The sequence below is a fragment of the Amycolatopsis sp. DSM 110486 genome (genome assembly GCF_019468465.1).
Classification (GTDB): Bacteria; Actinomycetota; Actinomycetes; order Mycobacteriales; family Pseudonocardiaceae; genus Amycolatopsis.
In genome coordinates this window covers 2,359,344-2,378,771 of the sequence record NZ_CP080519.1, presented here as the reverse complement: position 1 = coordinate 2,378,771, position 19,428 = coordinate 2,359,344, and the positions used below count along the sequence as shown (strand labels likewise).

Below are 19,428 nucleotides of genomic sequence, written 5' to 3'. Positions count from 1 at the left end.
CGGCACAGCCCCGTCCATCGATCGTCGGAACAGGCCCGGGATTTCGCGCGTCACGACTGTGAAGGAGCCTCCGTGAGTTCCACGACCTCGCCCTTCCCGCCGATTGCCGGCTGGCTGGCGCGTGCCCGGATCCCGGACCACCCACTGCGTCATCCGCTCGAGCGCTCGGCGCTCACCATCAAAGGCCTGACCTACATGCCGACCGGCGCGACGGTCGCGGCCCTGACGACGTCATTGCCCGAGGCGCCGGGCGGTGAGCGCAACTGGGATTACCGCTACACCTGGATCCGCGACACCACGTTCACACTCCAGGCGCTGCACTACCTGAACCTCGACTGGGAAGCCGACGAGTTCATGCAGTTCGTGGCCGACCTCGAGCCGAACCCCGACGGCGGCCTGCAGATCATGTACGGCATCGACGGACGCCGGGACCTGACCGAGTCCACTCGCGACGACCTGAACGGCTACGAAGGCGCCCGGCCGGTGCGGATCGGCAACGGTGCGTTCGACCAGCGCCAGAACGACGTCTTCGGCGCGGTTCTGGACTCGCTTCTGCTGCACACCAGCAGAAGCCAGCACCTGCCGCGCCGGCTCTGGCCTCTCGTCCAGTCGCAGGCGGCGGGTGCGATCGCGGCGTGGCGCGAACCGGACCAGGGCATCTGGGAGGCTCGCGGCAAGCCGCAGCACTACGTGTCGTCGAAGCTGATGGGCTGGGTGGCGCTCGACCGGGCCGCCAAGCTGGCGAACATCCGGGACGACGACAAGCTCGCCGGCCAGTGGCGCTCGACGGCGGACGAGATCCGTGCGGACATCCTCGAGCACGGCGTGAGCGACCGCGGCGTGCTCCGGCAGCACTACGACACCGACGCGCTGGACGCCTCGACCCTGCTCGCAGCCCTGTTCGGCTTCCTGCCGGGCACCGACGAACGAATGCGCAACACCGTCGACGCGATTGACACCGAGCTGACCGAGAACGGTTTCGTCCTTCGGTACCGCACCGACGAAACCGACGACGGTCTGTCCGGCAAGGAAGGCACGTTCCTGATCTGCTCGTACTGGCTGGTCTCCGCGCTCGCCGTGGTCGGCGAGATGGACCGGGCGACGAGCCTCATGGAGCGCCTGCTGCGGATCGCGTCGCCGTTGGGCCTGTACGCGGAGGAGTTCGAAGTCGACCGCGCACGGCACCTGGGCAACTTCCCCCAGGCGTTCTCCCACCTCGCCCTGATCGAGGCGGCCGGGCGGATCATCCTGTCCGACTTCCTGGCGGAGCTGTCGCTGTGACCGGGCAGCGCGACGAGAGCCGGAACGTCCTGGTGCTCGGCGGCGGGCTGGCCGGCGTCGCCTGTGCCCACCGGCTCGGTGACGAAGGCATCGGGGTGACCCTCGTCGACCGCAACGACTACCACCAGTTCCAGCCATTGCTCTACCAAGTCGCCACCGCGCAACTGCCCGCGGAGGACATCGCCCGCCCGCACCGGGTGATCTTCCACGCCTACCCGACGGTCGAGGTCCGCACCGCGCACGTCGCCGAGGTCGACGTCGCGAACCTCAGCCTGACGCTGTCCGACGGCGAGGTGGTCGGCGGATCACACCTGGTGCTCGCGGCGGGCGCGCAGCCCGAGTTCTTCGGTGTCCCGGGCGCCGCCGAGCACGCGTTCCCGCTCTACTCCGTGGCCGACGCCGAGCGGCTCCGGCTCCACGTGCAGGACCTGGTGCGGGCGGTCTCGGCAGGGGAACTCGAGGAGGACGCGCTCGACGTCGTCGTCGTGGGCGGCGGCCCGACCGGGGTCGAGATCACCGGCGCGCTCACCGAGCTCATGGCCGCCCTCGCGACCATGGACCGGATCCCGAAGCCCGGGCGGATCTTCCTGATCGACCGCGGCAGCACGCTGCTCGGCGCGTTCTCCAGCCGATCGCACAAGTACGCCCACAAGAAGCTCACCACGCAGGGCGCCGAACCCCGACTCGACACGGGTGTCGCGGCGGTGCACGCCGACCGGGTGGAACTCGACGACGGAACCGCCATCCGCACCCGCACCGTCATCTGGGGCGGCGGTGAGTCGGCGGCGCCGGTGGTGCAGGCCGCCGCCGGGCTCAAGACCGGTCGGGGCGGGCGGGTGGACGTGTCGCCCGACCTGACTGTCGAAGGGCACCCGGGCGTGTACGCGATCGGAGACGCCGCCAACATCCCGGCGGCGCACGGCACAACGCTGCCGCAGCTGGGCTCGGTCGCGCAGCAGTCCGGCGACTGGGCAGCGGGCAACATCCTGCGCGAGCGCAACGGACAGCCCACGAAGCCGTTCCACTACAAGGACAAGGGCATCATGGCCATGATCGGCCGCAACGCCGCCGTCGCCGAGGTCGGCAAGCACCGCCATCAGGTCGACGGGCCCCTCGCGTTCGCCGCCTGGCTCGGTGTCCACGCGATGCTGCTGAGCGGCGCCCACAGCAAGGCCGACGCGTTCATCTCGTGGGCCTGGGACTACTTCGAACGCGACCACGCCGCGACCGTCGAGTGGTCGGCGACGCCCAAGCGCATCGCCTGGGGAGACGACGCCGCGGACATCCCGCACATCTCGGTGCACCGTGGCCACTCTTCAAGGAAAGCTGATAGCTCCTGAGGAGGACAGCATGACCGAGCACTACGACGTCATCATCGTGGGATCCGGAGCCGGTGGCGGCACCCTCGCACATCGGCTCGCGCCGTCGGGAAAGCGCGTGCTGATCCTCGAACGCGGCGACTGGCTGCCCCGCGAGGCGCAGAATTGGGACGCCGAGGCGGTGTTCGTCGACAACCGCTACGTGTCGACCGACAAGTGGTTGGACGACAAGGGAAATCCGTTCCAGCCTCAGGTCCACTACTTCGTCGGAGGTGCGACGAAGTTCTACGGAGCCGCGCTGTATCGGCTGCGAGAGCGAGACTTCGGCGAGCTCAAGCATCACGGCGGCATCTCGCCCGCGTGGCCCATCGGGTACGACGAGATGGAGCCGTACTACACCCAGGCCGAGCAGCTCTACCAGGTGCACGGCAAGCGCGGCGAGGACTCGACCGATCCGCCCGCTTCCGCGCCGTACCCCTTCCCGCCGGTTTCGCACGAGCCGCGCATCCAGCGGCTGTTCGACGACCTGGCAGCGGTGGGGCTGCACCCCTTCCACGCGCCGGCGGGGATAATGCTCGACGAGGCCCGGCCCGCGTTCAGCGCGTGCATCCGCTGCGCCACCTGCGACGGATTCCCGTGTCTGGTCCACGCGAAGTCCGACGCGGACGTCATCGCCGTGCGACCGGCCATCGAGCACGACACCGTGACGCTGGTCCGCAACGCCCGGGTGCAGCGCCTGGAGACCGACGAGTCCGGGCGGACGGTGACCTCGGTCGTCGCCGACGTGGACGGCGAGGAGCAGCGGTTCGCCGCCGACGTGGTCGTCGTGTCGGCGGGCGCGGTCAACTCGGCCCGGATCCTGCTCGCGAGCGCCAACGACCGCCATCCGGGCGGCCTCGCCAACGGGTCGGATCAGGTCGGCCGCAACTACGTGTTCCACAACAGCCGCGCGTTCCTCGCGATCTCGACCGAGAAGAACGACACCCGGTTCCAGAAGACGCTGGGTCTCAACGACTACTACTTCGGCGACGCCGATTTCGACTACCCGATGGGCAACCTGCAGATGGTGGGCAAGTCGTCCGCACCGATGTACCGCGGCGAGAAGCCCCTCGAGACGGTGCTGGCACCGACGTTCGCGCTCCACGACGTGGCCGAGCACGCGGTCGACTTCTGGCTGTCGGCCGAAGACCTTCCCGTTCCCGACAACCGGGTGACGCTCGACCGCGACGGGAACGTGGTGCTGAGCTACACCCCGAACAACCAGGAGCCGATGGAGCAGCTCTACCACCGCGTGAAAAAGCACCTGAGCCGGCTGGGGATGCATCCGCATCATCTGATTCCGCGCGACGTCTACATGAAAAACGACATTCCGGTGGCGGGCTGCGCGCACCAGGCCGGCACCGTGCGGTTCGGGCGCGATCCGGCGACGTCTGTCCTCGACTCCGACTGCAAGGCTCACGAACTCGACAACCTCTACGTCGTCGACACGAGCTTCTTCCCGAGCATCGGCGCGGTCAACCCGGCACTGACGGCGATCGCGAACGCACTGCGAGTCGGAGACCACCTGCTGCAGCGACTCGGCTGAGCCCGATCAGCTCGAAATCCAGGGCGTACGCCAGCCGCCGAATCCGGCCGGGATCTCGTCGGCCGCGGCCGGGCCCCAGCTGCCGGGCGCGTAGGAGTGCACGGGCGGCGGCGCGTCGAGCAAGGGTTGCATGATCCGCCAGGTCTCTTCGACGCTGTCCTGCCGGGAGAACCGCGTGCTCTTCCCGATCATCGCCGCGTGCAGCAGGGTCTCATACGGTGTCGGGCCCTCGCCGCCCTCGGCCGCGAACTCCATGTCGAGGTCGATCGGCGCGATCCGGGCCACGTCGGCGCGACGCGCATCGACCTGGATCCGGACCCCGGTCGACGGGTCGAGCCTCAGCACGAGCTGGTTCGGCTGCGCCGCGTGCCCGACCAGTCCGAAACCCAGCTTGGGCGGGCGCTTGAACACCAGCCGCAGCTCGGTCTGCGTCACCGGCAGCCGCTTGCCGGTCCGGATGAAAAACGGCACGCCGGCCCAGCGCCAGTTCTCGATGTCGAGCCGCAGCGCCGCATACGTCTCGGTGGCCGAGCCGCGCGAAACACCGTCGATGTCGAGGTAACCGTCGTACTGGCCGCGCACGTAGTGGGCCGGGTCAGCCTCCTCCACCGCTCGGAACAGACCGACCTGCGACTCCTTCAGCGTCACCGGGTCGCCCCGCGAGGGCGGCTCCATCGCGGCAGCCGCGACCACCTGCATCAAGTGGTTCACGACGACGTCCCGCAGCGCGCCGACCGGGTCGTAGAAATGGCCGCGGTCCTCGACGCCGAAGCTCTCCGCCATCGTGATCTGCACGCACTCGAGGTAGTTGCGGCTCCACAACGGTTCGAGGATGGCGTTCGCGAAGCGCAGGTGGAGGATCTCCTCCAGCCCCATCTTCCCCAGGTAGTGGTCAATCCGGAACAGCTGCGACTCGTCGATGTACTGGTGCAGCTCCTCGGCCAGCGCACGCGCGGACTGCCGGTCGTGTCCGAACGGCTTCTCGACGACGAGCCGGGCGCCGGCGGTCAGACCGGCCTCCGACAGTCCCTTGACCACGCGTCCGAACAGGAACGGCGGGATCTCCAGGTAGAACACCGGAGTCCCAACACCCTTGACGGCGTCTCCCACCCGCTCGAAAGTGGCGGGGTCGGTGAAATCTCCACTGACGTAGGACAGCTTGGCGGCGAAGCGATCGAACACCGCCTCGTCCAGGTCTCCGGTCGCCTCGATCGACGACCGGGCCCGTTCGATGAGCTGGTCGAGCCCCCAGTCGTCAGCCGCCACCCCGACGATGGGACATGTCAGCAGGCCACGGGCCTCGAGCCGGTACAGCGAACGGAAGGTCATCACCTTCGCCAGGTCGCCGGTGATACCGAAAATCACGAGTACGTCCGCCGGCCGCGTCTGCGGCTCTGTGGCTGTCGATGTCATCCTTACCTCCACCTCGGGCATGGCCGCGTCCGGTCGCCACGATGGCGCCCGGAAAGCCCATGGCGCGTCGCCCGATCCGGATGACTCCGTCCACACGAGGCAGACTCGTCCCCGTCGACCAGCCAGGCTCCATCGAGGACGACTCGCACGGGCAACGCAGCTTCGTGGCCACCCGGCTCAGCTCGAAACCGAGCCGCAGACAGGCCGCGCTCGGGAACAGCGGCGGCCCTCCATATACATATCCGGGGCCCGCAGTGTCATGACGCGAGGATCTTGGCCTTCTCGGACTGGAACTCGGCGTCGGTGAGGACGCCCTGCGCCTTGAGCTCGGCAAGCTCCTTGAGCTGCGTGACCGTGTCGCGAGCGGGTGCCGCAGCTGGCTGCGACGGTGGCACGTCCTGCTGTTGCTGGGCGTACTGCTCGTCCTCCTGCCGGGACCAGCGTTGGCCCTGACGGCGCGAGACTCGATTCGACACGGCGGTCGCAGTCCCTGCGATCGCGGCAGTTCGTGCGAGACCTCGGAGGAGACCCGGCATGGTTCTCGTCCTTTCTCCGTCGGATCAGACGTCGGCTGCTTCGGCGGCATCGAGCGATGCGGCGATGGCATCGAGGGGGACGTAACCGACAGCCACCACCTCGGCCCCACCGCGGCGCAGGGCCTGCGTGAACGGCCGTGCCCACCGATTCTCGAACAGCAGGATCGCCGCGGACGCCCCGGGTTCGATCGCGGACGCGGCATCGGCCAGGTCACCGTCGTCGAACAGGCCCGAGGACGCGCCTTCGAAGGTCGCCACGTCAAGCCGGCCGTCAAGATCCAGGTCGCGCAACTCGACCGCGCGCACCGACCCATCGTCGTCCCGGGTGACGAACAGCAAATCGAGGATTCGGATCAAACCCTGGTCGACCAAGTCCACTAAAATTGGCAAGCCGTGGCCGGTTATCTTGCCGCCCGGGAACTCGACGATCAGATAGCTGACCGGCCCCATTGCCTCGACGGCATCGGTCATCACAGGCCTCCTGGCTACTTCCCGGCAGGGATGTAGTGCGCGCCACAGCGGACGCACACATCACCACTCGACTTTCGAGCTGAGCGCCGGCCCTGTCCTCATCCCAAGCAGGTGACGTCGCGCGGGCACGGCTTGGCGGGTACGCCACTTCCGATTTCGACCCCGCGCCTGTCGCGGTCATCGATGTCAGCACGAACCCCGGTCACGATGAAGATCATCTTCCACGAGTCCAGCGAATGGCAGCACTCGTATCTGTCCCACGTCGCGATGCAGTACGTAGAGCGCAACGCGGACAGACACCTCGATCGCTGGACCGCAAGCCGCCGGATGCGGGATCATTCCGCCGGGCGGACGAACCGGCTCGGATCGCCGGCCGCTCGCGCTCCGCTGTCCAGCCATCGGGTGAAACCCTGCCGGTCGCGCCGTTCCAGTTCGTCGAGGTACGCCTGCCTGGCGGCAATGACGGCGTACCGCGACTCTTCGTCGCGGACGTGCTCCAGCTCGACGTAACTCCGCCGCCACGCCAAGCAGAGCTCTTCGACCGACAGCGAGCTGACCGACACCGGCCGGACCGACACCGGCCGGACGGACCCGCGCTGGACCGACCCGCGCTGGACGTTCGGAAGAGGCGCGGGCCGCCGGTGCCGGCGGGGCTGGTCAGGCCGGGCGAGGACCTTTGGCCCCGACCAGAGGCCGGCGATTACGAGAATGGTGGTGGTCGTCAGGGCGAGGGTCGCTCCGGCGACGACTGCGATGGTCGCCGCGATCAGTCCGACGACCGCGGTGAAGACGGCGACCGCCGCGGCTGCTCGCGGGGCCGCGTGGCGAGGACCGAAGCGACGCTCCACCCAGCGGTCGTTGGCGCAGACCCGGAAGAACAAGCCCAAGGCCAGTGCTGAAGCCGCCACGGCGACCAGGGCCAGAGCCGGTACCAGCGTGAGACCGAGTGCGCAAATCACGCTCGTGCAACTCACTGTCGACCACCACACCACGCGAGCGAACACGGTTCACCTCGACTGTCGAGCGAAGCACCGGGAGCCAGGACACCGGCCCCGTGGGGCTCTACGCCGCCTCGGCGCGTGGTGCTCCGGCGGCGGGGAGTCCGCGATCCAGCGTGCAGGGGCGGGTTGAGTCCGGATAGGGTCCAATGTCGTTTTGCCGGGCGTTCCGCCGTGTGACGACGACACTGATGCCTGCGGTAGCGCCCTTGGGGCCGAACTCTCGGCGGTGTTGCCGGGGGTGGGTGCGGTGGTGCAGCCAGCGGCTGTTCTGCCGGCGAAATCGGTTCGTCATGGTCATGACCATCGGCCGCACCTGTGCCTCCCACGGCGTGTGCCTTCAATCGCGTGCGTTGCCCCGTACGCGCCGCGCAGTCCTCCGCGGTGAACGGTGTCACGGGTTTCGCGGTCAAACGCACGTCGGCCAGGTGTTCGCCGAGCAGTTCCGCGTACTCCTCGGCGACCCAGTACACGAGCAGCGTGACCACCACCGCGACCGTGAGCGCGGCGGTCACGATGGCGCCGTAGATACCGGCTGCGCGGTGCCTGCCGCGGCGCCCGGCCGGAGTCGGTCTGTCGTTCTGGTTCGTCAAACAGCGAGCAGCTTCGACTTGGCCTGTTGGTACTCGTCTTCGGTGAGGTCGCCGCTCTTGCGCAAGCCGGCCAGCCGCTCCAGCTCGCCGACCCGATCGGGTCCACGGTCCGACGGTGGCTTATCGCGCGCCGCGTCCTGCACGTAGGAGCGGAATGCCTGCTCCTGGCGCTGTGCGCGTTCCTGCGCGCGCTCGCCCATGCCACGGCCGCGGGCAACGAGGTACACGAAGATTCCGAGGAATGGCAGGATGCAGACGAAGATCGTCCACCCCGCCTTGGCCCAGCCGTTGAGGTGATCGTCTCGGAAGATGTCCGCTATCACGCGGAACAGGAGCATGAACCACAAGATCCAGAGGAAGAACCACAACATGGTCCAGAAAATGTTGAGCAGCGGATAGCTCGACACCGGATGCCTCCGATCATCAGTCCGATTGGCAGCGGCTCCGATGCCGCCGGAGTCACGCTCGACCGGACAGGGTGCCTGGCGCACCACCTGGAATGGATGAGGAGTACTGGTCGACCGAAACACGCCAGCGACGACCAAAACCATCGCGCCGGAGACCACAGGGGGCCGCACGTCGGCGGAAAAGCCTTAAATTCCAGCAGCACGTCGGTCAGCGCAGAATTGCGTGCCAGGACCGGACCGTGAAGGTAGGTCGCCAATACCCGGCCGGCCAGCAATTCGCGGACCTAGACGTCGGGTTTTCGGTTGCCGGGTGCGGTGGGAAAGATCCATGAAGCACGTGGAGGTCTGGCGGGGCGACCACGGTGACCCGGTGCCGCTGGTCGGCCCGCTGCCGGGGTCCGCGACGGCGACACCCTTGCCTACGAATTCCAGCTGCCGCAGCGTTTTGAGCCGTGGCCGGGGCGCACCCGGCTGGTGCGCGTGTTCGTCCTGTTGGACCTCGGGGTGGGCATGGCCGAGCCGTGCTGGCAGCGGATGCGGACCACCGATGGCCGCGTCGTCGTGGGGGTCGACGGGGACCTGCCCGCACCGGCCACCTGGTATGTCGATCTGCTGCACGTGACGGTCGAGCCCGGGCGGATCGTGCTGCGCGACCTGTACCTGGAGGTCATGGTGTCCACCGACGGCCGCCACCAGCGGCCGCTCGACTTCGACGAGTTCGCCGACGCGATCGACGCAGGGCACCTCGACCTGGCCACCGCGGTGGACGGGATGCGGCGCTGGCACCGCTTCCAGGAGCTGCACGTGCACACCCACCGCTTCCTCCTCGCCGGCTGGATCGACTTCCCGCCGCGCATGCTGGCCGGGCTCGCCGCGCTGCCGACGCCGGTCGTCGAGGTCACAGGTTGACGCCAGAGGAGGTCCGGTCCTCCCTCGTGTGGACGGAGGTGCGCGTGGCATCGAGCGACAGATCGGACGCCTCGACTCAGGAGCCGGTTACTCCTTTTGCGTGGCAGACAAGGACACCGATGAGGCGCTTGGGACGGCGGGGCTCAATCTCGCGCCGATCGTCGCAGGCCGGGCGACGGCGGGGCACTCAGTCGCACCGCGCCCGCGGGGCGGGTCCACAGTGATCAACGAAGGTGAGCGTGCGGCGGAGCGTGGTGCGTCGACCGCACGACACCTTGCACGGTTGCGGCTTTTTGTGTCGCGTGACTACTGGGCGTCGTCTCCGTCGAGGTAGTCCACCTTCGCCGCACGGTGTGCAAGGTGCTCCATTGCCGCCATCGCGGCCTCTAGGCTCGAGTACGAACCGTCGATGCGCACGGCGACGTCCCAGCCGTTGAACTGCCCGGGAACCACGGCGAGCTGTGCCCACTTGAAGCGCTCGGCCACCAGCTCCCCGAGGTCGCGTGCGCGGGTCTCCGGGTCGCCCACTTCCGGGCGGGTGTACCGCGAGACGATCTTCGGGTCAGATCCCATATCTTTCTCCCCAGCGGATCGATCAGGTTGCCCTATATCGAGCGTAGAGCTCACCCCGTTACGCCTCGCACAGGCTTTGACGGCCAGCCGGGCTCTCGGGCTCAGCCCACCAGCCGATCTCTCCTGCGAGCTAGCGCTCCTCAGATGCCATCAGCCGAACTTTGCTGCTGGCGCGCCAGGTTTGGAGTGTGCTCAGCGGCAAGATCGACGACTGTGAGGTCCCGCGGCCGTCGCCGCTCAAAGCTGGCAAACGCAGCGCCGGTGGGTGGCGGCAGATCGGGCTGTCGCTGCCGCTGACGTCGCGGCTGGGCGCACAGATTGCCCACCGGCGAGCCCGTGGCGTACACGTCGGTCGGTGGGTTCGGCCGCGGCGCACGCAATATCTGCCGGTGCAGCCCGAGGCGGTGGTGGAGGTCGAGGCCGATCCCGGGGTCGCGTCGTTCAGCGACTGGCCCCTGGTAGTTGCTGTTTTCCAGAGGCACCCGATTTCCGTCGTCCGGTGGCGCCGTCGTTCTCCCATACGCAGAAGCAGTCGTCGTCGCAGTCGGCCGCTTCGCCATGTTCCAAATCGGGTCGAAAGAACTCAGGAACAGTGTGCGCGCGAGTGTCCACTGTGGCCACGAAGGACGGCCGGTAAATCGGGGCGGAGCCAGGGAAGTATGCCGCCCGCGGGCCCAGTGAAGTGAGATCCACCCTAGGGAGTCGAAGGGCCACGGCTGGCGAACACGCGGGTAAACGTGTCCAGAAGCTTGCGGGGCCCCGAGATCTTCACCAGGCCGCACTTGATGGCCTGCACCAGCTCCAGGTAGGACGGGAGGTCCTCGGGCTGGAGGGTGATCACGAGGTCCGCACCGGAGGGAGCGGGGCCGACGCCGGCGTCGAGTTTGCCGTTGGTGACGACGGCGTGGACGGCGAAGTCGGGGGTGTGGATTTCCCAGGTCGCGGTGACGTCGGTGGCGCCGGAGGGGTCGAAGGCGGCGCGGAGTGACATGGCCAGGGATTCGGGGGTGACGATCTCGCCGGGGCGGGGTTCGCCGAGTTGGGTTGTGCCCCAGCGGCCGAGGGCGTGGATGGCCGGTTCGAGTTCCTGGCCGAGTGGGGTGAGGGCGTAGACGACGCCGCGGCGGGGCGCGGGCGCGATCTGGCGTTCGACGATGCCGGACTGTTCGAACTCTTTCAAGCGCGTGGCCAGCACGTTGGACGGGATGCCGGGCAGGCCGTCGAGGAGATCGGTGTAGCGGCGCGGGTGGATGGCCAGGTCGCGGATGATCAGCAACCCCCAGCGTTCGCCGACGAGCTCCAGGGCTCGTGCGAGGCCGCAGTACTGCCCGAAATCACGCCGTTTCATGTGTTAAGTGTAGCACCGTCCCGAACTGAGACTAGACTTCTCCAAAAGGACTGTACTTGCAAAAATGAAGCGACCGGATTACCGTCCTCGGCGTGACCAAGAAGGGGCCACGGAACCTGAAGGGGAACCAACGATGACTGCTCTGCAGAACGCGACGGTGTGCGTGACGGGTGCGAACGGTGGGCTCGGGTCCGCGTTCGTCCAGGCCGCGCTGGATCGGGGTGCGGCTCGGGTGTATGCGGCTGCCCGCAAGGAGAAAGAGTGGGGTGACGAGCGGGTCGTGACCGTCGACCTGGATCTGACCGACCGGGACTCGATCGCGACGGCCGCGGCGAAGCTGGGCGACACCACGATCCTCGTCAACAACGCGGCGATCTTCCCGCACAGCGACCTGTTGACCGCCCCGATCGAGGAGATCGAGGAGGTGTTCGAGGCCAACCTGCTGGGCCCGCTCGTCCTGACCCGCGAGCTGGCGCCGGCGCTGCGGACGGCAAAGGGCGCGCTGCTCAATGTGGGGTCGGTGCTGAGCTGGTTCGCCATCGGCAAGGCGCACAGCGTTTCCAAGGCCGGGCTGTGGATGGCCACCAACGCCCTGCGGCTCGAACTCGCGCCCGACGGCGTGCAGGTCCTCGGGGCCTTCTTCGGCCCGACCGACACTCCGATGCAGGCCGGCAACGACACCGGCGGCATGAACAAGCCTGCCGACGTCGTCAGCGCGATCTTCGACGCCCTCGAAGCCGGCGAGCACGAGGTTCTGGTCGACGACATGACGAAGAAGGTCCACGCCGGACTCGCGGCCGACGTCACGGCGCTCTACCCGGCGCTGGCCGGTAGGTGACTGTGTCCACTTCAGACAGAAGAGTGCTCGTCACGGGAGCGGCCGGTGGCACTGGAGGGGCCGCCGTCCGCGAGGCCATGGTGCTGGGGCTGACCGTGCGGGCGATGGTGCGCACGCTCGACGACCGCGCGCGGGCGCTGGCCGACCAGGGGGCGGAGGTCGTCGTCGGTGACTTCCAGGACATCACCACGCTGCGGTCGGCGCTCGAGGGCACGGACGCCGCGTATTTCGTCCACCCGATGCGGCCGGGCCTGATCCAGGCGACGGTCAACTTTGTCCAGGCGGTGAAGGAAACCGGCGGCTCGGCCGTCCTCAACCTCTCGCAGCGCAACACCAGCCGCGAGTCCACGGGGATCTCGACGCGGGAGACGTTCCTGTCGCAGGAAGTGTTCACCTGGTCCGGTGTGGACGTCGTCCACCTGCGCCCGACGATGTTCCTCGAATGGTTCCTCTACCCGTGGATCCTGCCGAACCTGCGCAAGGGGAAGCTGTGGATGCCTGCGGGTGTGGGCACGTCGTCGATCGTCGGCACCGAGGACCTGGGGCGCGCGATCGCCGCGCTGCTGAAGGAGCCGGGCGTCCACATCGGTCGGACGATCCCGCTGTCCGGCCCGGCTGAGCTCGGCCAGGCGAAGATGGCGGCCGAGCTGTCCGACGCGCTGGGCCGGGAGATCGTCTACGAAGACTGCGACCTGGACGAGTTCGTCGCCACGATTGCCGCGTTCGGCGTGCCCGATTACCTGGTCGGGTCGATTCGCGGAATCATGATCGACTACCGCGCCGGACGGCTCGGCGGCGCCGACGACACCATCGAAAAGCTCACCGGGCGGCGGCCGATGTCCGTCGCCGAGTTCGCCCGCAAACACGCCGCCCTGCTGAACGGAGTCGAGTGATGGCTGAAGTCGTGGACACTTTCGTCGAGCGGAACCGGAAGTTCGCCGAGACGCGGTTCGATCCCACGTTGATCATGCGGCCGAGCCTGCTGACGAGCGTCATCAGCTGTTTCGACCCGCGGGTCGACCCCGCTGTCGTGCTCGGCACGGAGCCGGGGGAGATCGGGGTGCTGCGCAACGTCGGCGGACGCGTCACGCCGGACACGATCGAGCAGCTGGTGATGTTGCAGCACCTGGCCGCGGCCGCGGGGGCGGGTCCCGGTGGGTGGAACGTCGTCGTGCTGCAGCACACCGGCTGCGGCATCACCCTGATCCGAGACCGGCCCGACCTGCTGGCTCCGTACTTCGGGTCGCCTGAGGCCGAGCTGCCCGACGTGGCGGATCCGCGAGCGGCGGTGGCTCGGGACGTGGCGTTGCTGAGGGCCGAGCCGCGCCTGCCCGGGTATCTGGTGTCGGGTCTTGTTTACGACGTCGGTACCGGTTTGGTGGAAACCGTCGTCGGGCCGTAGGCGACCATCCACTGTGGACCGGCTGATGCCGGTTCGTTGACGAACGGGGGGTCCGTTGTCAACGAGCCGGCAGCTCGGTCAGCAGGCTCGCGGTGCTACTTCTTGGCGGCGGCGACCTTCTTGCGCGCCGGGCGCTTGCGGGCCGGCGCGGAGGGCTTGGCGGCTTCGAGCTCGGCCTGCTCGTAGGCGTTCACGACGTCGGACGGGATGCGGCCGCGCTCGGAGATCTGGTAGCCGTTTTCGTTGGCCCACGCGCGGATCGTGCGCGAGCGCTCGCGGTCGGCCGGGGTGGCCGCGGTCGGCTGCCCGGCGGCGACGCGCACCTTGCGGCCGCCGGTCTTGCGGCCCACGCCGATGTAGCGCGCGAGCTCGTCGCGCAGGGCGGCGGCGTTGTCGTCGGACAGGTCGATCTCGTAGCTGACACCGTCGAGTCCGAAGGGGACTGTCTGGGTGGCCGGGCTGCCGTCGATGTCGTCCAGCATTTCGACGAGAACCTTCTGGGCCATGAGTGCTCCTTGAAATTGGCGTGCATGCTGACCGTGACCAGGCGCACGAATGTGGCGATCGATTGTGATCGTAGCATCGAATGGTCGCGGAAATGCAGGCGCCGAAACTGTGCGGAAACTCCCGGTGCGGTCGAGGCGGTGCCGCGGGTCAGGAAACGTCGACGGAAGGTGACCAGAAGGCCTCGAACTGTTCCGTCACGCCGCAGTACTGACCGGCACGGCGTTGCGCTTCGAGGTCCGCGAAGCTGTCCATTGTGGGGTCACGGCGATCGCGAGGGCCTTGGCGGCCATCATGCCTCCGCCGGACGGGGTGGGCGGTCCACTGCGCGGTCAGCCGTCGAGTCGTGGAGAGCACGACCGCTCACATTACTGGCACAGGAACAGGTTTCCGCCGAGATTGCCGGCTCAGGCCGAGGCGACCAGCGCGCAAGCCATTCCGAGGCTCATGCCCGTCCGCGACAACGCGCGGGTCGGGTCCATGTGCCACGACGGGACCGAGTAGGCGGCTTCGAGGAGGACCCACGCGGCCGCGGCGAAGGTGATGGGTGTCCACCAGCCGTGGCCCATCGCGGGCATCGTGAGCCACGGGCCGTGGTCGCCGGAGTGCGGCATGGCGGTGAGCATGAACAGCATCGTCGCGGTGGTTGCGACGTGGTGCAGATGCCGGGTCGTGAGGGACCAGCCGAGTGTGAGCAGGAGCACGGCCTGCCAGCCGGCGGCGGGGATGGGGGCGCCGACGGGGGAGGCCATGGCGATCATCGCGGCGCAGAGGACGAGTTCGGCCACGGAGTCGGCACGGGTCGGCACCCGGAGCGGCGGTGGGGCGTTGGCGGGCAACGCGGCGTTGGTGGGCAACGATGAACCCGCGGAGAGTGGTGCCTGGCCACGGTGGACATCCACTGGAGACTCGCGACGCTCGGCAGCGTCCGCCGGCAAAGCGGCAACCCCACGCCGAAGGTTCGCGAGTGGCGCCCACGCCAGCGCGGCGAACGCGGCCGTCAGCAGCCAGGACACGGACGCCGGCACGAGAGGGTTCCTTCCGCCGAAGCAAGCGAAGCGAGTACCCGGTAGACCACGCACAGTCGCGATTCGTGACAACCGGAGGGAAATGCCCCCGGACGAGACAGGAATTGTCGAAAACGGAAGGGCAGCGCCGTTGCCCCTCAGGCTCACCGGCCGTGACCTGCGTCTCAAGGGCGCGCGACGTAAGGGAGCCGACGTGAGCAGGCCACGTGGTGTTCGCGTTGGCTCAAACAGCCGTGAATAGCGTTCGGGGCGCTCGAGAAGTCTCCCTGGAAACCTGAATGAGGTAGACCATGCGCGAAAACCAGGTGGGCCCGAACCGACGGTCCTTCCTGCGGAACGCGGGACTCGCCGGCGTCGGCGCCACGGCGCTGGGTGCGCTCGGCGTCGCGCCGGCCGAGGCCGACACCGCGAACACCGCAAACAGAGGCAGCGGCAGATGGAACCCGGACGGCGAGAGCCTCCAGTTCACCGTCGCCGTGATGCCGGACACCCAGTACCTCTACTGGGGCAGCCAGAACAGCATCAACGCGGAGCCGCAGGCAGCCTCGTTCCGGTACGTGATCGAGAACAGCGGCACGCCGAACAACAACATCGTGTTCATGGCGCACCTCGGTGACGTGACGCAGGACGCCGACGTCACGTCGTTCCAGGCCGTGGACCAGACGTTCAAGATCCTCGACAAGGCGAACGTCGCCTACAGCGTGCTCGCCGGCAACCACGACGTGTCCGGTGACGACACGCGCGGCACCACGCCGTACCTGCAGACGATGGGCCCGCAGCGGTTCAAGAACCAGAAGTCCTTCCTCAGCTCGGACGCCAGTGGCTACAACACCGCCCACACCTTCCGCGCCGCCGGGCGCGAGTGGCTGCTGCTGGCCATGGACTGGCGCACGTCGGCCGCGGGCTTCACCTGGGCCAACGACGTGATCAAGAAGAACCCGCACCTGCCGGTGATCCTGACCTGCCACGAGATCGTCGCGCCGACCTACGGCGACGAGGTGTACCCGTACGAATCGGGCGACGCCGAGAACAACGCGGCGGTCACCGGCTACGGCCAGACCGTGTGGGACCAGCTGATCAAGAACAACGACCAGATCTTCCTCACCCTCAACGGCCACTACTGGCCGTCGGGCCGCATGACGAAGCAGAACGCCGCCGGCAACGACGTGCACCTGCACATCACGAACTACCAGAACCGCTACATGAGCGGTGGCGGCATGCTGCGCCTCTACCACTTCGACCTGCAGCGCAACACGATCGACGTCGAGACGATCGCGCCGTGGATCCTCGAGAAGGACCCGGCGAAGCGCAACAAGATGGAGGTGCTGGAGTCGCGGCTGACGACTTCCGTCGACCTGTTTTCGATGCCGTTCGACTTCGAGCAGCGCTTCTCCGGCTTCATCCCGGTGCCCGTGCGCTCGGCGCGGCCGGCGAACAAGGTGCTCGTGCCGGGCACGCTGGCGTACTGGCGTTTCGACAACGTCGGCGCCAACGGCAGCGCCGTCACCGCGAGCCAGAAGGTGCGCGACCTGTCCGGCCACGGCAACGACCTCACGCTCGCGTCGGTGGCCGGCACCGTCCCCGACGCGCTGACCTGGTCCGACGACCACCACCCCGACCAGCCGGGCCACGCCAGCCTGCGTTTCGTCGGCGGCAAGAACCCGCTGCACGGTGCGTACCTCAGCACCGCCGCGAAGGCGCCGCTGAACACCGAGACGTTCAAGCACGGCTACACCATCGAAACGTTCGTGAAGATCCCGCGCGACTGGGACGGCGGCAACAACGGCAACATGCCGGTGCTGGTCCGCCGCGGCGCGGCCGGCGACGCGGGCAAGCACGGCAAGAACACCGACCCGAAGGAGCCGGTGGCCCAGCTCATGACCACGAACAACGGTCGTGAACTGCAGTTCAACTGCTACCCGCTCAGCCAGACCTACCCGACCACCAACTGGAGCCACGGCATGCCCGAGGACCAGTGGTGGCACCTCGCCGTGGTCAACGACGGCCACCACACCAAGGCCTACATCGAAAGCTCGCCGGTCGCGGACAACCCGTCGACCGACTCGATCGGCATCGCCTCGCTCGGTCTCACCTGGCTGCTCGGCGGCCACGAGTACGGCGGCGCGATCGACAACGTGTTCCACGGCTGGATCGGCGACGTCCGCATCGTGAACCGGGCGCTGCGCCTGGACGAGTTCATGACCAAGTGATCCACCGGCGGCGGGTGGTCATCGGCGCCCACCCGCTGCCGTCCTCGGTCAGGAACTCCTTGCGGCGGCGAGGAAAGCTCGGATCAGGGCCTGGTCCTTCACGCCGCGGGCGGACTCGACGCCGCTGGAGACGTCCACTCCCCACGGCCGCACGGTGGCGACGGCGTCGGCCACGTTGTCCGGGGTGAGGCCGCCGGCCAGCAGCCAGTCGCCGTCGGGGATCTCGGCCGACCAGTCCCAGGTCTCGCCCGAACCCGCGTTGGGGGAGTCGAGCAGGAGCAAGTCCTCGCCGTATTCGCCGACGGCCGGGACCTCGCTGTGCTTCAGTGACGTGGCACGGATCAGCCGCACGGGCAGGTCGCGCAACGCCGCGAAGTCGGCCGGCGAGTACCCGGAGCCGTGCAGCTGAACGGCCCGGATCCCGGTCTCGGCCACGGCGTCGCGGACCTCCGGCACCGGCACGCCCTTGAACACGCCGACCGTGAGCACCTCGCCGGGCACACCCGCCGCGAGCTGCGCGGCCTCGGCCCGGGTGACCTGCCGAGGGCTCTCGCACAGCAGGAACCCCACGGCGTCGGCTCCCGCTTCGACCGCGCACGCCACGTCGGCCGCTGTCTTCAGGCCGCAGATCTTCACGAACACGCCCCGACCCTAACCTCCGCCGGCCGGTGACGAGCGGGCATCACGCGCGCACCGGCATCACAAGAGGTGACGGATCGGCCGCCTGGGCGGCGGCGCGGATGTGATTATGGGTCGACTTCCGCCCGACGAAGGAGCTCGCACGATGGTCACGGGTCCGCTCGGCAAGGCCCACTCCGGTGGATACGACGAGGGCCGGCAGCTGTACGGGATGACTGCGGGCTCGATCCGGCGCTGGCGCTGGAAGCGCGCCGCCGCCGTCGCCGGGACCGGTTCGGCCAGGTACGCGAAGATCGGCGACTCCATCAGCGCCGGCCAGGGACTCCAGCCCGCCACGCAGTCGCCGCCGGTGGTGATGGGCGACATGCTGGCGGCCCGGGGGTTCCCGGTGCGGGGTGCGTCGGTGATCCTGAACCCGCGGACCATGACGGCGGATTCGAGGCTGACGTTCACCGGGTCCTGGTCCGAGTTCGCGCCGGGTGCGCTGACGACGTTCGCCTCGTCCGCGACGAGTGGCGGCTCCGTTTCCCTCTCCGCCTTAGTCGCGGAGGCCGGCGACTACCTGGCTCGCGTCATCACCACACAGGACTCGCGCGAGTGCACGATCGCGATCGACGGTGGCGAACCCGGCCCGGTCCGGCTGAGCGGTGCGGCCGGCCTGGCGACACACCTCGTCGCGCTCCCCAAGCTGGCCGCCGGACGGCACACCGTCACGGTCACCGTGGCCGGCGAGACCGGCGAACTGCGGGTCGGCAGCATCGGGATCGAAGCGCTCGACGGCATCACGATCGGCGACTTCGGCATCTCGATGTCGACGACCACGGACTGGGTCGCCGGTGGTGAGGCGTACTCGGCGCTGAACCACGTGGTGGCCTGGGCGCCGGATCTCGCCCTGATCGCGTTGATGACGAATGACGCCAACGAGCAGACGGCGGTCGCGCCGGACCGGTACGCGGCCAACCTCGAGACGATGGTGTCCGCACTGGAGAACACCTGCGACGTGGTCCTCGAGGCACAGATCCCCGGCGATCCGGCGTGGGTCGACTTGTCCCCTTATCGCGACGCCGTGTACGACGTGGCGAACGCTCACGGCGTGCCGGTGCTCGACCTCTTCGATCGCTGGGGCAGCTACGCCGCCGCGTCCGGCGCGGGGTTGATGAACGACGCCTTCCACCCGAATGCGGCCGGCGCGGCGGACATCGCGGCGGCGGAGTTCGGCGTGGTTTCGGCTTGAGGAACGCGGGTGGGCCGGTGCCGTCGATCAGCCGGCCTGGCCGCACTGGTTCGTGACGGTGGGCCACCGCCGTCCTGGTCCTCGGGTCCGCGGTCGTTCGGTGACGGCGTCGCGGCGGCGGCTGAGGCCATGGGAAATCG

The 19,428-nt window shown here is 68.5% G+C and carries 21 protein-coding genes; 10 read left to right on the top strand and 11 right to left on the bottom strand.

The genetic code is table 11. The features are described from left to right. Positions 1 to 72: 72 nt before the first annotated feature. The 3 genes from K1T34_RS11440 to K1T34_RS11430 are packed head-to-tail and all read left to right on the top strand — an operon-like array spanning position 73 to position 4,185. Positions 73 to 1,281, top strand: coding sequence for a glycoside hydrolase family 15 protein (locus K1T34_RS11440; protein WP_255638452.1), 1,209 nt, complete (start codon positions 73 to 75; stop codon positions 1,279 to 1,281). Beyond that, a complete protein-coding gene (locus K1T34_RS11435; protein ID WP_220244253.1) occupies positions 1,278 to 2,621 on the top strand; it encodes an NAD(P)/FAD-dependent oxidoreductase in 1,344 nt (447 codons plus the stop codon). Before K1T34_RS11440 ends, K1T34_RS11435 begins: the two co-directional genes overlap by 4 nt. Before the next feature lie 10 nt (positions 2,622 to 2,631). Continuing rightward, positions 2,632 to 4,185, top strand: a complete 1,554-nt coding sequence (locus tag K1T34_RS11430) for a GMC family oxidoreductase (RefSeq protein ID WP_220244252.1) — start codon at positions 2,632 to 2,634, stop codon at positions 4,183 to 4,185. 6 nt (positions 4,186 to 4,191) lie between these two features. Here K1T34_RS11430 and zwf read toward each other — a convergent pair whose 3' ends face one another. The 4 genes from zwf to K1T34_RS11410 all read right to left on the bottom strand — a co-directional run bounded on the left by zwf (position 4,192) and on the right by K1T34_RS11410 (position 7,564). Continuing rightward, positions 4,192 to 5,598 (bottom strand): glucose-6-phosphate dehydrogenase, encoded by a 1,407-nt coding sequence (gene zwf, locus K1T34_RS11425; RefSeq protein WP_220244251.1) that lies wholly within the window; start codon positions 5,596 to 5,598, stop codon positions 4,192 to 4,194. 257 nt (positions 5,599 to 5,855) lie between these two features. Continuing rightward, positions 5,856 to 6,074, bottom strand: coding sequence for an SHOCT domain-containing protein (locus K1T34_RS11420; protein WP_255638451.1), 219 nt, complete (start codon positions 6,072 to 6,074; stop codon positions 5,856 to 5,858). An 84-nt stretch (positions 6,075 to 6,158) separates the two neighbouring features. Then, positions 6,159 to 6,605, bottom strand: coding sequence for a DUF6325 family protein (locus K1T34_RS11415; protein ID WP_255638450.1), 447 nt, complete (start codon positions 6,603 to 6,605; stop codon positions 6,159 to 6,161). Between the two features lie 335 nt (positions 6,606 to 6,940). Continuing rightward, positions 6,941 to 7,564 carry a hypothetical protein gene (locus K1T34_RS11410; protein WP_220244249.1) on the bottom strand — a complete coding sequence of 208 codons (624 nt, stop codon included), beginning with the start codon at positions 7,562 to 7,564 and terminating at the stop codon, positions 6,941 to 6,943. Between the two features lie 387 nt (positions 7,565 to 7,951). Here K1T34_RS11410 and K1T34_RS11405 point away from each other — a divergent pair, with 387 nt between their 5' ends. Next, on the top strand, positions 7,952 to 8,131 hold the full coding sequence (locus K1T34_RS11405) for a hypothetical protein (RefSeq protein ID WP_220244248.1): 180 nt from the start codon (positions 7,952 to 7,954) through the stop codon (positions 8,129 to 8,131). A gap of 61 nt (positions 8,132 to 8,192) precedes the next feature. On the opposite strand, the gene K1T34_RS11400 is transcribed toward K1T34_RS11405, so the two are convergent. Beyond that, complete coding sequence (locus K1T34_RS11400) at positions 8,193 to 8,603, bottom strand: SHOCT domain-containing protein (protein WP_220244247.1); 411 nt, start codon at positions 8,601 to 8,603, stop codon at positions 8,193 to 8,195. Positions 8,604 to 9,083: 480 nt separating this feature from the next. Between K1T34_RS11400 and K1T34_RS11395 the strand changes: the two genes are divergently transcribed. Beyond that, positions 9,084 to 9,512: a hypothetical protein gene (locus K1T34_RS11395; RefSeq protein ID WP_220244246.1), complete on the top strand. Its 429-nt coding sequence runs from the start codon at positions 9,084 to 9,086 to the stop codon at positions 9,510 to 9,512. Positions 9,513 to 9,818: 306 nt separating this feature from the next. Here K1T34_RS11395 and K1T34_RS11390 read toward each other — a convergent pair whose 3' ends face one another. The 3 genes from K1T34_RS11390 to K1T34_RS11380 form a co-directional block, all read right to left on the bottom strand. Then, on the bottom strand, positions 9,819 to 10,085 hold the full coding sequence (locus tag K1T34_RS11390) for a hypothetical protein (protein WP_220244245.1): 267 nt from the start codon (positions 10,083 to 10,085) through the stop codon (positions 9,819 to 9,821). Positions 10,086 to 10,225: 140 nt separating this feature from the next. After that, on the bottom strand, positions 10,226 to 10,567 hold the full coding sequence (locus tag K1T34_RS11385; RefSeq protein WP_220244244.1) for a hypothetical protein: 342 nt from the start codon (positions 10,565 to 10,567) through the stop codon (positions 10,226 to 10,228). A gap of 212 nt (positions 10,568 to 10,779) precedes the next feature. Further along, complete coding sequence (locus K1T34_RS11380; protein WP_220244243.1) at positions 10,780 to 11,433, bottom strand: helix-turn-helix domain-containing protein; 654 nt, start codon at positions 11,431 to 11,433, stop codon at positions 10,780 to 10,782. 133 nt (positions 11,434 to 11,566) lie between these two features. On the opposite strand from K1T34_RS11380, the gene K1T34_RS11375 reads away from it, so the two are divergent. The 3 genes from K1T34_RS11375 to K1T34_RS11365 are packed head-to-tail and all read left to right on the top strand — an operon-like array spanning position 11,567 to position 13,673. After that, positions 11,567 to 12,271: an SDR family oxidoreductase gene (locus tag K1T34_RS11375; protein ID WP_220244242.1), complete on the top strand. Its 705-nt coding sequence runs from the start codon at positions 11,567 to 11,569 to the stop codon at positions 12,269 to 12,271. A gap of 23 nt (positions 12,272 to 12,294) precedes the next feature. Beyond that, positions 12,295 to 13,164, top strand: coding sequence for an NmrA family NAD(P)-binding protein (locus K1T34_RS11370; RefSeq protein ID WP_220244241.1), 870 nt, complete (start codon positions 12,295 to 12,297; stop codon positions 13,162 to 13,164). Next, entirely contained in the window at positions 13,164 to 13,673 is a 510-nt protein-coding gene (locus K1T34_RS11365; protein ID WP_220244240.1) for a carbonic anhydrase, read from the top strand. The genes K1T34_RS11370 and K1T34_RS11365 overlap by 1 nt, the downstream gene beginning before the upstream one ends. Before the next feature lie 95 nt (positions 13,674 to 13,768). Here K1T34_RS11365 and K1T34_RS11360 read toward each other — a convergent pair whose 3' ends face one another. Beyond that, positions 13,769 to 14,179 carry an Lsr2 family protein gene (locus tag K1T34_RS11360; RefSeq protein WP_220244239.1) on the bottom strand — a complete coding sequence of 137 codons (411 nt, stop codon included), beginning with the start codon at positions 14,177 to 14,179 and terminating at the stop codon, positions 13,769 to 13,771. A gap of 405 nt (positions 14,180 to 14,584) precedes the next feature. Then, on the bottom strand, positions 14,585 to 15,205 hold the full coding sequence (locus tag K1T34_RS53210) for a DUF5134 domain-containing protein (RefSeq protein WP_255638449.1): 621 nt from the start codon (positions 15,203 to 15,205) through the stop codon (positions 14,585 to 14,587). 290 nt (positions 15,206 to 15,495) lie between these two features. Here K1T34_RS53210 and K1T34_RS11350 point away from each other — a divergent pair, with 290 nt between their 5' ends. After that, a complete protein-coding gene (locus K1T34_RS11350; RefSeq protein WP_220244238.1) occupies positions 15,496 to 17,415 on the top strand; it encodes a LamG-like jellyroll fold domain-containing protein in 1,920 nt (639 codons plus the stop codon). Between the two features lie 48 nt (positions 17,416 to 17,463). On the opposite strand, the gene K1T34_RS11345 is transcribed toward K1T34_RS11350, so the two are convergent. Then, a complete protein-coding gene (locus tag K1T34_RS11345) occupies positions 17,464 to 18,057 on the bottom strand; it encodes a phosphoribosylanthranilate isomerase (protein ID WP_220244237.1) in 594 nt (197 codons plus the stop codon). A gap of 142 nt (positions 18,058 to 18,199) precedes the next feature. Between K1T34_RS11345 and K1T34_RS54445 the strand changes: the two genes are divergently transcribed. Next, positions 18,200 to 19,288, top strand: a complete 1,089-nt coding sequence (locus K1T34_RS54445) for an SGNH/GDSL hydrolase family protein (RefSeq protein WP_220244236.1) — start codon at positions 18,200 to 18,202, stop codon at positions 19,286 to 19,288. The last annotated feature ends 140 nt before the right edge of the window (positions 19,289 to 19,428 follow it).

What these genes read in the sequence shown, in the direction of transcription:
- K1T34_RS11430 (WP_220244252.1), top strand. Translation starts at nt 2,632, where the DNA reads ATGACCGAGCACTACGACGTCATCATCGTGGGATCCGGAGCCGGTGGC.
- zwf (WP_220244251.1), bottom strand. Translation starts at nt 5,598, where the DNA reads ATGACATCGACAGCCACAGAGCCGCAGACGCGGCCGGCGGACGTACTC.
- K1T34_RS11415 (WP_255638450.1), bottom strand. Translation starts at nt 6,605, where the DNA reads ATGACCGATGCCGTCGAGGCAATGGGGCCGGTCAGCTATCTGATCGTC.
- K1T34_RS11390 (WP_220244245.1), bottom strand. Translation starts at nt 10,085, where the DNA reads ATGGGATCTGACCCGAAGATCGTCTCGCGGTACACCCGCCCGGAAGTG.
- K1T34_RS11380 (WP_220244243.1), bottom strand. Translation starts at nt 11,433, where the DNA reads ATGAAACGGCGTGATTTCGGGCAGTACTGCGGCCTCGCACGAGCCCTG.
- K1T34_RS11375 (WP_220244242.1), top strand. Translation starts at nt 11,567, where the DNA reads ATGACTGCTCTGCAGAACGCGACGGTGTGCGTGACGGGTGCGAACGGT.
- K1T34_RS11365 (WP_220244240.1), top strand. Translation starts at nt 13,164, where the DNA reads ATGGCTGAAGTCGTGGACACTTTCGTCGAGCGGAACCGGAAGTTCGCC.
- K1T34_RS11360 (WP_220244239.1), bottom strand. Translation starts at nt 14,179, where the DNA reads ATGGCCCAGAAGGTTCTCGTCGAAATGCTGGACGACATCGACGGCAGC.
- K1T34_RS11350 (WP_220244238.1), top strand. Translation starts at nt 15,496, where the DNA reads ATGCGCGAAAACCAGGTGGGCCCGAACCGACGGTCCTTCCTGCGGAAC.
- K1T34_RS54445 (WP_220244236.1), top strand. Translation starts at nt 18,200, where the DNA reads ATGGTCACGGGTCCGCTCGGCAAGGCCCACTCCGGTGGATACGACGAG.